18 protein-coding genes are annotated in these 13611 nt (G+C 33.0%); 8 read left to right on the top strand and 10 right to left on the bottom strand.

What is annotated here, in order from left to right:
* Positions 1–71 precede the first annotated feature (71 nt).
* On the top strand, positions 72–800 hold the full coding sequence (locus I5M07_RS03540; protein WP_200104811.1) for a biotin--[acetyl-CoA-carboxylase] ligase: 729 nt from the start codon (positions 72–74) through the stop codon (positions 798–800).
* Here the strand turns inward: I5M07_RS03540 and I5M07_RS03545 are convergent.
* The 5 genes from I5M07_RS03545 to pyrE all read right to left on the bottom strand — a co-directional run bounded on the left by I5M07_RS03545 (position 797) and on the right by pyrE (position 5332).
* Positions 797–3058, bottom strand: a complete 2262-nt coding sequence (locus I5M07_RS03545) for an ATP-binding protein (protein ID WP_200104812.1) — start codon at positions 3056–3058, stop codon at positions 797–799. The two genes, I5M07_RS03540 and I5M07_RS03545, sit on opposite strands and share 4 nt — an antisense overlap.
* Before the next feature lie 3 nt (positions 3059–3061).
* A complete protein-coding gene (locus I5M07_RS03550) occupies positions 3062–3676 on the bottom strand; it encodes a biliverdin-producing heme oxygenase (protein WP_200104813.1) in 615 nt (204 codons plus the stop codon).
* Positions 3677–3685: 9 nt separating this feature from the next.
* On the bottom strand, positions 3686–4123 hold the full coding sequence (locus I5M07_RS03555; protein WP_200104814.1) for a response regulator: 438 nt from the start codon (positions 4121–4123) through the stop codon (positions 3686–3688).
* Between the two features lie 147 nt (positions 4124–4270).
* Entirely contained in the window at positions 4271–4663 is a 393-nt protein-coding gene (locus I5M07_RS03560; protein ID WP_200104815.1) for an SRPBCC family protein, read from the bottom strand.
* 27 nt (positions 4664–4690) lie between these two features.
* Positions 4691–5332 carry an orotate phosphoribosyltransferase gene (pyrE, locus tag I5M07_RS03565; protein WP_200104816.1) on the bottom strand — a complete coding sequence of 214 codons (642 nt, stop codon included), beginning with the start codon at positions 5330–5332 and terminating at the stop codon, positions 4691–4693.
* A gap of 7 nt (positions 5333–5339) precedes the next feature.
* Here pyrE and I5M07_RS03570 point away from each other — a divergent pair, with 7 nt between their 5' ends.
* A complete protein-coding gene (locus I5M07_RS03570) occupies positions 5340–5942 on the top strand; it encodes an NUDIX hydrolase (protein ID WP_200104817.1) in 603 nt (200 codons plus the stop codon).
* 37 nt (positions 5943–5979) lie between these two features.
* Here I5M07_RS03570 and I5M07_RS03575 read toward each other — a convergent pair whose 3' ends face one another.
* Complete coding sequence (locus I5M07_RS03575) at positions 5980–7017, bottom strand: RluA family pseudouridine synthase (protein WP_200104818.1); 1038 nt, start codon at positions 7015–7017, stop codon at positions 5980–5982.
* The gene (locus I5M07_RS03580) at positions 7007–7627 is read right to left on the bottom strand and encodes a PASTA domain-containing protein (RefSeq protein ID WP_200104819.1); all 621 of its coding nucleotides are present in this window, start codon (positions 7625–7627) and stop codon (positions 7007–7009) included. Before I5M07_RS03580 ends, I5M07_RS03575 begins: the two co-directional genes overlap by 11 nt.
* Before the next feature lie 108 nt (positions 7628–7735).
* Between I5M07_RS03580 and I5M07_RS03585 the strand changes: the two genes are divergently transcribed.
* The 6 genes from I5M07_RS03585 (at position 7736) to I5M07_RS03610 (ending at position 11867) form a co-directional block, all read left to right on the top strand.
* Positions 7736–8707 carry a D-alanine--D-alanine ligase gene (locus tag I5M07_RS03585; protein WP_200104820.1) on the top strand — a complete coding sequence of 324 codons (972 nt, stop codon included), beginning with the start codon at positions 7736–7738 and terminating at the stop codon, positions 8705–8707.
* A 6-nt stretch (positions 8708–8713) separates the two neighbouring features.
* The gene (locus tag I5M07_RS03590; protein WP_200104821.1) at positions 8714–9403 is read left to right on the top strand and encodes a DUF421 domain-containing protein; all 690 of its coding nucleotides are present in this window, start codon (positions 8714–8716) and stop codon (positions 9401–9403) included.
* 55 nt (positions 9404–9458) lie between these two features.
* Positions 9459–9920 (top strand): pantetheine-phosphate adenylyltransferase, encoded by a 462-nt coding sequence (coaD, locus tag I5M07_RS03595; RefSeq protein ID WP_200104822.1) that lies wholly within the window; start codon positions 9459–9461, stop codon positions 9918–9920.
* 34 nt (positions 9921–9954) lie between these two features.
* Complete coding sequence (locus tag I5M07_RS03600; RefSeq protein ID WP_200104823.1) at positions 9955–10530, top strand: PhnA domain-containing protein; 576 nt, start codon at positions 9955–9957, stop codon at positions 10528–10530.
* A gap of 290 nt (positions 10531–10820) precedes the next feature.
* A complete protein-coding gene (locus tag I5M07_RS03605) occupies positions 10821–11255 on the top strand; it encodes a DUF6526 family protein (RefSeq protein WP_200104824.1) in 435 nt (144 codons plus the stop codon).
* 42 nt (positions 11256–11297) lie between these two features.
* Complete coding sequence (locus tag I5M07_RS03610) at positions 11298–11867, top strand: pentapeptide repeat-containing protein (protein ID WP_200104825.1); 570 nt, start codon at positions 11298–11300, stop codon at positions 11865–11867.
* On the opposite strand, the gene I5M07_RS03615 is transcribed toward I5M07_RS03610, so the two are convergent.
* Genes I5M07_RS03615 through I5M07_RS03625 form a run of 3 tightly spaced genes read right to left on the bottom strand, consistent with a single transcriptional unit; the run spans position 11861 to position 13609 of the window.
* Entirely contained in the window at positions 11861–12430 is a 570-nt protein-coding gene (locus I5M07_RS03615) for a chemotaxis protein CheB (protein WP_233621930.1), read from the bottom strand. The two genes, I5M07_RS03610 and I5M07_RS03615, sit on opposite strands and share 7 nt — an antisense overlap.
* Positions 12427–13236: a CheR family methyltransferase gene (locus I5M07_RS03620; RefSeq protein ID WP_200104826.1), complete on the bottom strand. Its 810-nt coding sequence runs from the start codon at positions 13234–13236 to the stop codon at positions 12427–12429. The genes I5M07_RS03615 and I5M07_RS03620 overlap by 4 nt, the downstream gene beginning before the upstream one ends.
* A 7-nt stretch (positions 13237–13243) precedes the next feature.
* A complete protein-coding gene (locus tag I5M07_RS03625; protein ID WP_200104827.1) occupies positions 13244–13609 on the bottom strand; it encodes a response regulator in 366 nt (121 codons plus the stop codon).
* Positions 13610–13611 lie beyond the last annotated feature (2 nt).

The following is a 13611-nucleotide window of genomic DNA, read 5'->3' on the forward strand; positions in this document are numbered from 1 at the left end:
AAAGTTACCAAATTTTGTGTTTATTTTTGAACCTTAACAAAATATTAAATTTAGTAAATTATATTAATTAAATGAAACTAATCAAACTCGATGCCATAGATTCTACCAACGACTTTTTAAAAACTTTAAACAGTCAGGAGGACTTAGAAAACTTTACCATGGTAACTGCAGAAAATCAAACTAATGGAAAAGGGCAACGAGGCGCAACATGGGCGACAGAAAGCGGTAAAAACCTAACTCTTAGTATCTTGACAAAAAACACCTTAACACCTAACGATCAGGTTTTTGATTTATCTGTAATTACTTCTTTAGCAATTAATCAGGTTCTAGAAGACCTAAACATTCCGCAATTAAGCATTAAGTGGCCAAACGACATAATGTCATACAATAAAAAAATTGGCGGTGTTTTAATAGAGAACATACACAAATCTGGCGGAGAAATTCATTCTATCATCGGAATTGGACTAAATGTAAACCAAACCGATTTTGAAAACCTTCCTAAAGCCTCTTCATTAGCTGTAATTTGTAATAAAGAATTTGACAAAACCATTTTTCCCGAATTAATTACCGCTCGAATTAAAAAAACAATTACTGAATGGCGCACCAATTCTGAAAAATTATGGCAAATTTATTTTCAAAAATTATTTAAAAAAGGGGTTCCGATGCCTTTTCAAAATACCAAAAACGAACATTTTATGGGAATTATTTTAGGCGTTTCTAAGACAGGAAAATTACAAGTGCAGCTTGAAGACGATTCAATTGCGGAATTTGATATAAAAGAAATCACGCTGTTGTATTAATTGGAAACAGGAAAATACAATTTAAAAATAGCCCCTTTACCGAGTTCACCAAAAGCAAAAATTAACCCTTTGTGCGCTTGCATGATTTTTTTGCAAAGTGCTAACCCAACGCCCGAACCTTTATAGGCTTCTTGAGCATGTAACCTGCTGAAGATTTTAAAAATTTTCTCGGCAAAAATTTGCTCAAAACCAATCCCGTTATCTGAAAAAGCTAAGACTTCAAAAGCACCTTCTCCATCTACATTTTGAACGCCTAATGATTTCACCATCAAAACTGGAATCTTTCCTTCCTCTGTATATTTTAATGAATTTTGCAATAGATTCGAAAAAAGTTGCTTCATTAAAAAAGGCATTCCTTTAATTTTAGGTAGGTTTTCAATCGTAATTTCCGCTTTTTTCTCCTCTATTAACTCACTTAAATCCAATAAAACCTCTTCTAAAATAACATTCGGATTTACTATTTCAAAAGCTTCATCTGCATTTTTAATCCGCGTATATTTTAAAATATCAATAAGAAGCGTTTGCATCCGGTTAGCCGAGTTATTCATTCTCTGAATTGAATTGATAATATTTTCCGAATATTTTATTTCTTCTTTTTCTAAAATTCGAGAAGAAATCATTTGAATTTTCCGAAGCGGCTCTTGCAAATCGTGTGTACTTATCCAATTTATATTTTCCAATTCTGAATTAGTTTCTTTAAGGACTTCGCTTAATTTTCGGTATTTCTCTTCCTCTTGCGAAATAATCAATAAATTCAATTGTTTTTGAAGCGTATGCGCATAATTGGCAGCGGCATTAAGCTCGGGTTGCAACCAAACTTTACTTTGGCATTTTACAATTTCTTTGTATAATTTAAATGAATTTCGAGGATAAAGTCCTTTACTATCTTTAACTATTGCTTTTTTAGGATCACCTGCCCAATTTAACTCTGTTAACGATTCTGGTCGAAACCAAATAATGCTATCATTACCATCCAAACTCAAAGCATGAAAAATAACTCCAGAAGCTTCAGCACAAAAATCAGCCGAATCAGGCAAAAAATCAATTACTTTATCACTAACAAAAAAACTGTTTTTAGATTGTATAGCGAGGATTTTTGTTAATTTATGGATATTGAAATCATCAGGGGTTAAGCCTTTTTTATAAATTTTTGAATTAAAAATAATAGCTACCCCTGCCGCATTGCAAACTTCTAAAATTTCAGCACTCTTTAATATAGTTTCAAAAGATTTTTCGTTCGCCGACAAATCAAAAGAATTCAATTTTTCTAGGGCAATATTTGATTTACGCGCCACTTCGTATTCTTCATTAGATTGTCTAATATCAATTTGAGAAGTGATAAAATGTCCTTGCAATTGCGCTGCTAAACGCATTTCGTGCGTAATATTTTTAGGACTATAATGATGACACGCTATTAAACCCCAAAGTTTTTTTTGATGAATAAGCGAAATTGTCAATGTTGCGCCTACACCCATATTTTGAAGATATTCTACATGTATTGGTGATGTACTCCTTAACAACGACAAACTCAAATCGAGATTTTTTGAGTTGTTACCATCATCGATTGTGAAAAGCGGAACGGGCGTATAATTAATATCGACTATCATTCGCAGTAAATTCTGCATGTACAAAGCCCTAGCTTGAACCGGAATATCAGTATGCGGGTAATGTAAACCTAAAAAAGGCTCTAAATCATCACGCACACTTTCGGCAAAAACTTCACCGTTATAATCTTTATCAAATCGATAAATCATAACCCGATCATATCCCGTAATTTCACGTGCTCCTTTGGCAACTTGCGCACATAATTCTTGAAGCGTATGCGTGTCGTTCATGTAGGATAAAAACTGAGAAGTTTGATTGTAAACATCTCCTGTTTTAACCGTGTTTTCTAAAAAAGGTTCTGCTTCTAAAATATAGTTTTCACCACTTTTATGTATAGTGCATAAAAATTCTTTATTATTGAAATTTAATTGAAATGGATCTGATAAAACCGCCCGATTCTTTTGAATGTAATCGCTTGCTGTTTTTTTTATTTCTTCACCAAAAACAATTTCAAAATCTGTGTTTAAAATTTGAGAAGGTTTTAAATCAAGATAAGATTCTACATTTCCACTACAAAATTCTATTTTCCATGAAAGGATATTAACCCCAATTAAAAAACCATGAGGCTGAATGCTTCCCGGAATATGAATAGGTTCAAATTCGCAATTGGTTAAATTTACAATATCGCGATTAACAATATCTCTAATCTTCATAAACTAAAACGAATTTGTAGACAAATGCTGCTCCATAACCGTAAAACCATATTCGGCACCCTTTATTATTTCATCTTGCGAATTGGTTTTATTTTCAAAATCAGTCATTTCGGATAAGAATTTTTTCCATGTACTTCCGGTTTTATTGCCATATCCATCAAAATAAGAAGCTCCATTTTCGGGTGTTAAACCTAAGTTTTCTTGTATATTTTTCAGAATAAATCGACCTCCCAAAGTTGACCCTTCCAAAACGTACATAATTCCCATAGCAAATGGAACCGAGATTGCACTAGTATTTTCAAAAGAAAAGTTAATTGCTTTTTTTTCTTTTCCAATTGATTTTAAATCGTTTTCAATCCAAATTGCTTTTTTTCTGTTCTCTAAATCTGAAATCACATCAGAAAGAATAGGGTAAATATTTTGTTCTAAATTTTCAACCACATCGTGCATTAAACTAAGATACAAAGCATATTGTTCCAAAGTAATTTGTGGGTTTATAATGCTTTTAGATAGTGGTAGGGATTCTAACTTTTTATGCGCTTCGGAAGTTTGACTCCTTAATACTTCCAAAAAAGAAATGGAAGTTGATGGCTTCCTTTTTTGGCTATCAATACTCATGGAAACTAGTTAATTATTAATGTAAACGAATTCTTTACTTGTTGGTTTAAAAGTATTCCAATCGATATTTACTGCATGTTCAATTGTTTTTTTCAACAGATTGTAATCAGTTGGTTTTGATATATAGTAACTAGCACCTAATGCTCTACTTTTTTCAATAATTTGAATATCGTTTGAAGTCGAAAAGATGACAATCGGTATGTCCTTGAAATTACCCGAACTTTTGAGTTGTTGTAAAACATCAAAGCCACTAAAACCCGGCATGTTTAAATCTAAAAAAACAATATGCGGATTTGGTGGTGGATTTTCTAAATCGTATAATAATTTTTTACCACAATTTTGTGTTACAACATTCAAGTGGTTTCCAATATCGCTTGAAGCTTCGATAAAAAACTCTAAATCTTCTTGATCGTCGTCGGTGTAAAATATAGTAAGTTGATTTTTCATATTTGTAAGAAATTGGGGAATTAAATGCAATTATTACAAATATAAATAATTGAAAGACCAAAATGTGTTAAATAACCGCCAATTTCAATTTTACTAACAGACTGTAAATTTGCAAGATATAAATACTTTCAACTTGATAACAAAATCTTACAGTTTGCTCATGTTAGTAGCCAAAGTTTCAATAAACTTCCCGATTGGTCCTTTTACCATCATGGCCATCATTGGATTAAATTCGCCCTCAAAATCAAGTTTAACAGCACTTGAATTATCCGATAATGATTCAATATTCGAAACCAAAGTAAAGGGTAATTTATCACTAGCTGCGCCTAAAACGATTTTGTTTGGAGCTACTTTTTCTTTCATTTTAAGTTTGATTTCGGGCATTCCTTTTAAACCAAAAATAAAAGAATCTTCACCAATTACCTCAAATTTTGCAATATTTTCGGGCATTAACTTTTCAAAGTTTTTAACATCGCTCAGCAAATCAAATAATTCTTGAGCCGATTTTGGCACGGTTACTTTAGGACTTTCTAAATTCATTTTAGGTAATAGTTTTGAAGGTGATTTTTACTGATTCCAAGTTGAAGGGTTTACACTCCACTCTTTTAAAGTTTCCAAATCATCTTTGGAAATATATTCTTTAACAACCGCTAAATTTAATAAGTTAGGGTAATTACTCAAGGTAAATAAATCAACATTTGCTGCTTTAAAGTTTTCTTCAGCAACATCAAAACCGTAAGTAAAAATAGCTGCCATTCCTAAAATATCAGCACCAGCATTTCGCAAAGCCTCTACAGCAAGCAAACTACTTTTTCCTGTACTAATTAAATCTTCAACCACCACAACTTTTTGTCCGGCTTCAAAATGTCCTTCCACTTGATTTTGCCTACCGTGTTTTTTAGCTTCTGGTCGCACATAAACAAAAGGCAAATCTAATGCTTCGGCAACCAAAATACCTACGCCAATTGCTCCGGTAGCAACACCTGCAATAACATCGGGTTTTCCAAATTGCCTTTCAATGCAATCTGCAAAAGCATTACTTATAAATTTTCTTATCTCAGGAAAAGAGAGAATTAGCCTGTTATCACAATAAATTGGTGATTTCCATCCAGAAGCCCATGTAAAAGGATTTTTTGGATTCAATTTAATTGCATTTATTTGCAAAAGCAATTCGGCTGTTTTTTCGGCAGTATCTTTATTAAAAATCATAGTACAAATGTATAAAGTTTTTGTGAACGACAAACCTCTTTTTTTGACAAATGAAATCACAAAAGAGACCAATTTTCAATTGTTTTTACTTGAAAGTATTGACATAGAACAACTTATTGTTAAAATTTTTCAGAATAAAATTCAAAAAGCCTATTTATATCATCCTGATGAAAAGGAAATCATGAAGACGCTTAAATCTAAAATTCCTGTGGCTAAAGCGGGCGGCGGATTGGTTTATAATAAAAAAGGAGAAGTTTTGTTTATTTTTAGAAATGGAAAATGGGATTTACCTAAAGGTGGCACCGAAAAAGGCGAGGAAATTGAAGAAACCGCCATGCGGGAAGTAGAAGAAGAAACGGGTGTAAACAAACTTAAAATCACTAATAAATTACAAAAAACCTATCATGTCTTTAAACGTAATGGCAAATACAAACTCAAAATAACGCATTGGTTTGAAATGCACACCAATTTTGATGGAACGCCAAAAGGTCAAGCCAATGAGGGGATTGAAAAAGTAGCCTGGTTAAATCCACAACAAATTCAAGACGCTTTAAAAAACTCTTACGAAAACATTAAATTACTTTTTGAAGAAACAAAAATAACCCAATAAAAAAGTCCAAAAGCTAAACACGCTTTTGGACTTTTTTTTATTCTTCATCGGCATGATGGGATTTAGAATAATTGCGCCATTTTTCAATACAATCTTGAAAATCTTGTGGCAACTCGGTATCAAATCGCATCAATTCGCCCGTTGTAGGATGATTAAATCCTAGCGTTTTAGCATGCAATGCCTGTCTTGGCAAAGCTTTAAAACAATTTTCAATAAATTGTTTGTATTTGGTAAAAGTTGTTCCTTTCAAAATTAAATGGCCACCATAACGTTCATCATTAAATAAAGGATGTCCGATATGTTTCATGTGGGCACGAATTTGATGGGTTCTCCCCGTTTCCAACTGGCATGAAATTAAAGTTACATAACCAAATCGTTCCAAAACATTATAATGTGTAATGGCAGGTTTACCAATTTCAGGATCAGCAAAAACGGCCATTTGCATTCTGTCTTTCAAATGACGCGCTAAATTACCTTCGATGGTTCCTTTATCTTCTATAACATTTCCCCAAACCAAAGCTACATATTCTCTTTCTGTGGTTTTGGCTTCAAATTGCTTGGCTAAACTAGTCATAGCTGCTTCCGTTTTGGCTATTACCAATAATCCCGAAGTATCCTTATCAATTCTATGAACCAATCCAGGTCGTTCGGAACTGTTCATTGGCAAATTTTCAAAATGATACGCCAACGCATGCACCAAAGTTCCTGTATAATTTCCATGTCCAGGATGTACGACTAAACCTGGTTCTTTATTAATCAATAACAAAGCATCGTCTTCGTAAACAATATTTAAAGGAATATTTTCGGGAATAATATGGTTTTCAAAAGGCGGATGCGATAACATAATCGTAATTACATCAAAAGGTTTTACCTTATAATTTGATTTTACGGGAATATCATTTACAAAAATATTACCTTCGGAAGCAGCATTTTGAATTTTATTTCGAGTGGCATTCTCAATTAAATTCATCAAATATTTATCAATACGCAATAATGCTTGCCCTTTAGGAACTTCAAACCTATAATGTTCGAATAATTCTTCTTCTAAATCTAAATTTTTAATATTACTGTTCATCTGCGGTGTTTTCGTCTACGGCTGGAATGGTATCCGAAGCCTGACTTTCATCTTCATAACTTGCTTTTCCATCACCTAAAACCAAATCGATTTTTGAGTTTTTTAATACGCGGTCGCCAACTTTCAAATTACGACCTTTATAACGCATTTCCAAAACCATGTCTTTACCTAAATTCGGAATGTAAGTAATTTTTCCTTCCTGTAAACCAAGCGCCTTTAAGGTTGGTACGGCTTCTCTGTAGGTTTTTTCTATTAAATCTGGAATACGAACTGATGAAAATCCAGAGGCATTAATTTTAATGTATATTTTTCGTCCCACTTTTACCTTAGTACCAGGCAAAGGATCTTGTTCAACTACACTATTTTTAGGAAATTCTTTTCTAAAATCCACACTATCCAAAAGTACATAGTCCAAATCCATTCCGTCTAGCTTTTCTTCAACTTGTTCTTCGGTTAATTTGCGTAAATCTGGCACCGCTAATTCATGTCCGTGATCGGTTGTAAAAGTGAGCCAATGCATAAACAAATACACTAAAACGGCCGTAATAGCTAAGGCAATTAAAACTTGCGTTAAAAAAACGCGACTTACTAGATATTTACGTAAACTCATAGATTATTTTTTTGTGAGACAAAGATAAACCTATTTCGTTTCAAAAAAAATGATAATTTTGTTTGACATAGGTTTACAACTTTATCTACTTAACCAATTTTTTATAAAATGAAAAACATAGCCATTATCATGGGCGGATATTCTAGCGAATATAAAATATCCTTAATTAGCGGAAACGTCGTTTTTAAATACTTAGATAAAACAAAATACAACGGCTATCGCATTCATATTTTTAAAGAAAAGTGGGTCTATGTAGATGAAAATGATACCGAATTCCCAATTGATAAAAACGATTTCTCAACAGATGTAAACGGCCAAAAAATTACATTTGACTGTGTTTTTAATGCCATTCATGGTTCACCTGGCGAAGACGGTTTGATGCAAGCTTACTTTGAATTGCTTCAAATTCCGCAAACTTCATGCGATTATTACCAAGCAGCTTTAACGTTTAACAAACGTGATTTGCTTTCGGTTTTAAAACCATACGGAATTAAAACGGCCACATCTTATTATTTAAACAAAGGAGATCTTATAAATTCTGAAGAAATTGTTTCGAAAGTTGGTTTGCCTTGCTTTGTAAAGCCTAATAAAGCTGGTTCTAGTTTTGGTATATCAAAAGTAAAAACAGCAAACGAATTACCCATTGCTATTGAAATGGCGTACAAAGAAGATAACGAAATTATTATTGAAAGCTTTTTAGACGGTACCGAAGTTTCGGTTGGTGTGATTAATTATAAAGGAAAAGTGACGGTTTTGCCAATTACTGAAATTGTTTCGGAAAATGACTTTTTTGATTATGAAGCCAAATATTTAGGAAAATCGCAAGAAATTACGCCTGCTCGCATTCCAGAAGAACTAACTCAAAAAGTAAGCGAAATTGCCAAACGAGCTTATGAAGTTTTAAAAATGAAAGGTTTTTCAAGAAGCGAATTTATCATCGTGAACAACGAACCTCATATGCTCGAAATGAATACCATTCCGGGACTTACAACCGAAAGTTTATTACCACAACAAGCCGAAGTAGCCGGAATTTCGCTCGAAGAATTATTCTCTAACGCGATTGAATTAGCACTTAAATAAAACCGAATGATTACAATCGATTGGAAAAGAATCTTATTAAATGATTTGCCCTCACTATTTCTAATCGAAGTTGTGTTTCGATCATTAATCATGTTTACCATTCTTTTACTGGCACTTAAAATTGCCGGCAAGAGAGGTGTGCGCCAACTTTCTGTTTTCGAAACTGTTATTATAATTGCCTTAGGTTCGGCTGCAGGAGACCCAATGCTGTATGAAGATGTGGGTATTTTACCCGCTGTAGTGGTAATTGTAATCATCATTTTATTCTACAAAACCATTACATGGCTAACTAGTAAAAGCAAAAAATTTGAAAAATTTATTGAAGGCAAAACCGAATGTATAATTGACGATGGCGAATTTTCTTTAGATTCTTTCAAAAAAGAAAGTCTTGCTCAAGATGAATTTTTTTTAGAATTACGCATGAAATCAATTGAACATTTGGGCCAAATAAAAAATGCTTATGTAGAAACCAGTGGCGAAATAAGTGCTTTTTATTATCCCGATGACGAAGTTAAATTTGGATTGCCAATATTGCCTCAATTGTATGATAAAAAATCTGCTATAATCACCAAAAACGGATTGTATGCTTGTGCTTTTTGTGGAAAAGTTTCCAATTTAACTCCGACAAAAGCCAATTGTTCCAATTGTAACCATACCGAATGGGTCGAAGCCATTAATACAATTCGAAAAGCGTAGGCTTAACTTTTCACCCAAACCTTGTACCTTTGCTAAAATCAATACCCATTATTACATGAGAAAAGCTATTTTTCCGGGTTCGTTTGACCCTATTACTTTAGGTCACGAAGACATCATCAACCGAGCTATTTCGTTATTTGATGAAATTGTAATTGCCATTGGAGTAAATGCCGAAAAAAAATACATGTTTTCTTTAGAAGACCGCAAGCGTTTTATTGAAGAAACTTTTAAAAACGAACCAAAAGTAAAAGTGGTTACATACGAAGGTTTAACAATTGATTTGTGCCATCGTTTAAAAGCTGATTTTATCTTGAGAGGTTTGCGAAATCCGGCCGATTTTGAATTTGAAAAAGCCATTGCACATACCAACCGAAAATTATCCAAAATAGAAACTGTTTTCTTGTTAACGGCTGCTAGAACTTCTTTCATCAGTTCCAGTATTGTTCGCGATGTATTACGAAATGGAGGCGAATACGAAATATTGGTTCCAAAAGCGGTACGAGTTAATGAAAAATAAGGTTACGAAGCCTTTTGTAACAAAAAAATAAAAAATGAATTTAGAAAAAGAATTACACCAAAGAAGCCAATCCAAATGCGAAATCTGCTCTAGTGTTGATAATCTAAGTGTTTATACGCTTTTGCCTACTATAAAAGGTGGATTAGACGAATCTGTTTTAGTTTGCGAAAAGTGTTTAAACCAAACTGAAAATCCGGAGCAAATAGATGCTAATCATTTTCGCTGTTTAAATGATAGTATTTGGAGTGAACATCAAGCAGTAAAAGTTTTGAGTTGGCGCTTACTACATCATTTACGCAACGAAGATTGGCCGCAAGAATTACTTGAAATGATGTATTTAGATGAAGAAACTTTAGCTTGGGCAAAATCGGGAGTGGCAGATGAAGACGAAACCAAATTAGTACATCGCGACTGCAATGGTGTTATTTTAGAACATGGCGATTCTGTGGTTTTAATTAAAGATTTAAAAGTCAAGGGTTCGAGTATGGTAGCCAAACAAGGTACTGCAGTACGAAACATCAGATTAGACCATGAAAATGCTGAATATATTGAAGGAAAAGTTGATGGACAACAAATTGTAATTATCACGCAGTACGTCAAAAAAACCTAATACACTTAATTTGAATTTGTATAAAATGCTGCTTTAATATACAAAAATATTTTTTAACAAAAATTTTACATCTTGTTTCTTACAAAATATTTTTTATTTAACTTTATGTAAATCAAAAAGATAATCCCTTTAAAAACACATTTAGCGAAAAAATTATATGTCAGCTTACTAAATTCAATTAACTAATTATTTATTCAAAGTGTAAGATTAAGTAAAATCTTGCACTTTTTTTTTGAAATTATATAAACTAAATGGCACTTAAAAAAATTAATTTTAAGAAAAAATAAATCATGCAAACACAATCCTACTCCAACCATATTCGTTTTTACACGCCACATCACTTTGTATTTTACCCGATTTTAATGATTATTATTGGGTTAGCTTGTTATTATGGCTATAATTCCAGTGAACCATTAATCTGGACTTTTATCGTAATCCTGCTGGTATTTGTTTTCATCTTATCTTTTATGTTGCGCCAACATTATGCTTTGACTTTACAAAATCGCATTGTGAAACTCGAAATGCGTTATCGCTATTTTGCCTTAACCGGAAAAAGATTTGAAATATTGGAAACGCAACTCAATGATGGTCAAATTTTCGCTTTACGTTTTGCGCCTGATGAAGAATTAATCCTTTTAATTCAGAAAACAATTTCCGAGAAATGGTCTGCTAAAACCATCAAAAAAAATATAGTAAATTGGAAACCCGATTACGAAAGAGTGTAAAACAGGCTTATTTTATTATTTTTGCTTTCAAACTACTAAAGAATGTCAGAGTACATTGCAGATAAAAATTATCAGGATCTTGTTTTTACGGAAAATGAATTAAACTACAAAGAATTTGAAGGCTGTACTTTTATAAACTGTGTATTTTCGGCATGTAGTTTTAAAGCAAATGCTTTTATAGATTGCTTTTTTTTAGGTTGCAATTTTAACGATGCACAAATAAACCATGTTTCATTTCGAACTGTTTTATTTAAGAATTGCGAGATAAAAGGCGTGAATTTTGCCATGTGTGACCGTAAAATATTTGAAGTCAACTTCGAAAATTGCGTACTTAATTTCTCCAAATTCTATTCGCTCAATCTAAAAAATGCTTCTTTTATTAAAAGTAGTTTGGTAGCGGTCGATTTTATGGATGCGCTCATTTCGGGTTTACATTTTATTGAATGCGACTTGTATCGCGCTGAATTTAGCAAAGCCAATGCCAATAAAACAAACTTTGTTAGCAGTTTCAATTACAGTATTGATCCGACTATAACAAAAATTAAAAAAGCACAATTTTCAAAAAATGAAGTGAAAGGTTTGCTAAGCAAATATGATATTTTGGTTTATTGAATAGTAGAGTTTACAAAATTTACAATTTCATCTTCTGTAAAAATAAAATCGGGATTCGAATTTTGAATAGCATATTCGGGCATGTACGGAATTTCGGCTGTTTCGGGTCTTTGTACTATGGTAACACCGCCTTCTTCTTGTATGGTTTGCATTCCTTTCGTGCCATCGGCGTTGGCTCCCGAAAGTAAAATAGCAACCAATTCTTGCTTAAAAATCAAGGCAGCCGACTCAAATGACACATCAATGCTCGGTCGACTGTAATTTACTTTTTCAGAACCATCCAACGAAAGTGTATTTTTATCCTCAAAAAGCAAATGATAATCTGAGGGTGCCACATAAATGATTCCAGGTGCCAAAACGGTTTTATCTTCAACATATTCTACCGGAATCATTGTTTTCAAGGCGATTAAATCTTCCAAAATAGTATCATAGGTATTCTTACGATGCACAACTACTACAATAGCAAAAGGAATTGGCAAAACAATTTTAGGCAGAATGTTTATCAAAACTTGTAAACTTCCCGCAGATCCGCCAATGATTAATAATTTACATCTTCGTCTCATTTTATCTTTTTCCAGATTTTTTCTTTTCGCAACTGAACAAATTTATTGCTCCCTCCTGTGTATTTAATGGTTTCTTTAGAACCCAATGCTAAAAATCCTAATAAGGATAAACTATCGTCAAACAACTGGATTACACGTGATTGCAAATTATTATCAAAATAAATTAATACATTTCGGCACAAAATCAAATCAAACTCATTAAACGAAGTATCCGAAACCAAATTGTGTTGCGAAAAAACCATTTTATCAGATAATTCGGTATTGAATTTCGCAATGTTAAAATTGGCACTGTAATACGATGAAAAATCTTCGGTACCGCCCGAAGCCATATAATTTTCCGAATACAACTTCATCATTCGTAACGGAAATACGCCTTTTTTGGCGGTTTCTAAAACGCTTGCATTAATATCCGTGGCATACAAAAGTGCTTTGTGTAACAAACCCGCTTCTTTAAGCAAAATGGCCATCGAAAAGACTTCCTCGCCTGTAGAACAACCAGCATGCCAAACCCGTACAAAAGGTTTTGTGGCCAATAAAGGCACTATTTCATTTCGTAAAACAGCATAAAAACTGGGGTCACGAAACATTTCGGTGACGTTAACGGTAACTTCTTCTATTAAACGCTTGTAATATTCTTCGTCGGAACGAATTCGGTATAAAAATTCATAGAAATGGCTGAAACCATCCAATTGATATAATCTATCCACACGCCTTTTAAGCGATGCTTTTGAATAATTTCCGAAGTCAAATCCATAATGTTCAAACACTTCATTTATAAGTGAATCTAACTCTTTATCTTCTATCATAATATCTTTAAATCATAGCCAATGCCTCTAATAGCTTATCTACATCGATAGGTTTTGATATGTAATTATCGGCTCCTGCTAGTAGGCATTTTTCACGATCTCCTACCATGGCTTGAGCGGTTACGGCAATTATTAATACATCTTTTCTTGTAGGTATTTTTTTGATTTGGGGAATTGCTTCGTACCCGTCCATTTCGGGCATCATCATGTCGATTAAAATAGCATCAAAAACTTCATCTGTTTTTAATTTATTTATGGCCTCTTCGGCACTTAAACAAGAAACACATTCAAACTTTTTGGCTCGCAACGTTGCGGTTAAAGCAAAAATATTTCGTGAATCATCATCAATAATTAATATTCTCTTAGGGCTCATTA

The organism is Flavobacterium agrisoli, assembly GCF_016522065.1.
Classification (GTDB): domain Bacteria; phylum Bacteroidota; class Bacteroidia; order Flavobacteriales; family Flavobacteriaceae; genus Flavobacterium; species Flavobacterium agrisoli.

What these genes read in the sequence shown, in the direction of transcription:
- I5M07_RS03540 (WP_200104811.1), top strand. Translation starts at nt 72, where the DNA reads ATGAAACTAATCAAACTCGATGCCATAGATTCTACCAACGACTTTTTA.
- I5M07_RS03580 (WP_200104819.1), bottom strand. Translation starts at nt 7,627, where the DNA reads ATGAGTTTACGTAAATATCTAGTAAGTCGCGTTTTTTTAACGCAAGTT.
- pyrE (WP_200104816.1), bottom strand. Translation starts at nt 5,332, where the DNA reads ATGATTTTTAATAAAGATACTGCCGAAAAAACAGCCGAATTGCTTTTG.
- I5M07_RS03585 (WP_200104820.1), top strand. Translation starts at nt 7,736, where the DNA reads ATGAAAAACATAGCCATTATCATGGGCGGATATTCTAGCGAATATAAA.
- I5M07_RS03590 (WP_200104821.1), top strand. Translation starts at nt 8,714, where the DNA reads ATGATTACAATCGATTGGAAAAGAATCTTATTAAATGATTTGCCCTCA.
- I5M07_RS03600 (WP_200104823.1), top strand. Translation starts at nt 9,955, where the DNA reads ATGAATTTAGAAAAAGAATTACACCAAAGAAGCCAATCCAAATGCGAA.
- I5M07_RS03615 (WP_233621930.1), bottom strand. Translation starts at nt 12,430, where the DNA reads ATGAGACGAAGATGTAAATTATTAATCATTGGCGGATCTGCGGGAAGT.
- I5M07_RS03620 (WP_200104826.1), bottom strand. Translation starts at nt 13,236, where the DNA reads ATGATAGAAGATAAAGAGTTAGATTCACTTATAAATGAAGTGTTTGAA.
- I5M07_RS03545 (WP_200104812.1), bottom strand. Translation starts at nt 3,058, where the DNA reads ATGAAGATTAGAGATATTGTTAATCGCGATATTGTAAATTTAACCAAT.
- I5M07_RS03550 (WP_200104813.1), bottom strand. Translation starts at nt 3,676, where the DNA reads ATGAGTATTGATAGCCAAAAAAGGAAGCCATCAACTTCCATTTCTTTT.
- I5M07_RS03605 (WP_200104824.1), top strand. Translation starts at nt 10,821, where the DNA reads ATGCAAACACAATCCTACTCCAACCATATTCGTTTTTACACGCCACAT.
- I5M07_RS03570 (WP_200104817.1), top strand. Translation starts at nt 5,340, where the DNA reads ATGTATAAAGTTTTTGTGAACGACAAACCTCTTTTTTTGACAAATGAA.
- I5M07_RS03560 (WP_200104815.1), bottom strand. Translation starts at nt 4,663, where the DNA reads ATGAATTTAGAAAGTCCTAAAGTAACCGTGCCAAAATCGGCTCAAGAA.
- I5M07_RS03625 (WP_200104827.1), bottom strand. Translation starts at nt 13,609, where the DNA reads ATGAGCCCTAAGAGAATATTAATTATTGATGATGATTCACGAAATATT.
- coaD (WP_200104822.1), top strand. Translation starts at nt 9,459, where the DNA reads ATGAGAAAAGCTATTTTTCCGGGTTCGTTTGACCCTATTACTTTAGGT.
- I5M07_RS03555 (WP_200104814.1), bottom strand. Translation starts at nt 4,123, where the DNA reads ATGAAAAATCAACTTACTATATTTTACACCGACGACGATCAAGAAGAT.
- I5M07_RS03575 (WP_200104818.1), bottom strand. Translation starts at nt 7,017, where the DNA reads ATGAACAGTAATATTAAAAATTTAGATTTAGAAGAAGAATTATTCGAA.
- I5M07_RS03610 (WP_200104825.1), top strand. Translation starts at nt 11,298, where the DNA reads ATGTCAGAGTACATTGCAGATAAAAATTATCAGGATCTTGTTTTTACG.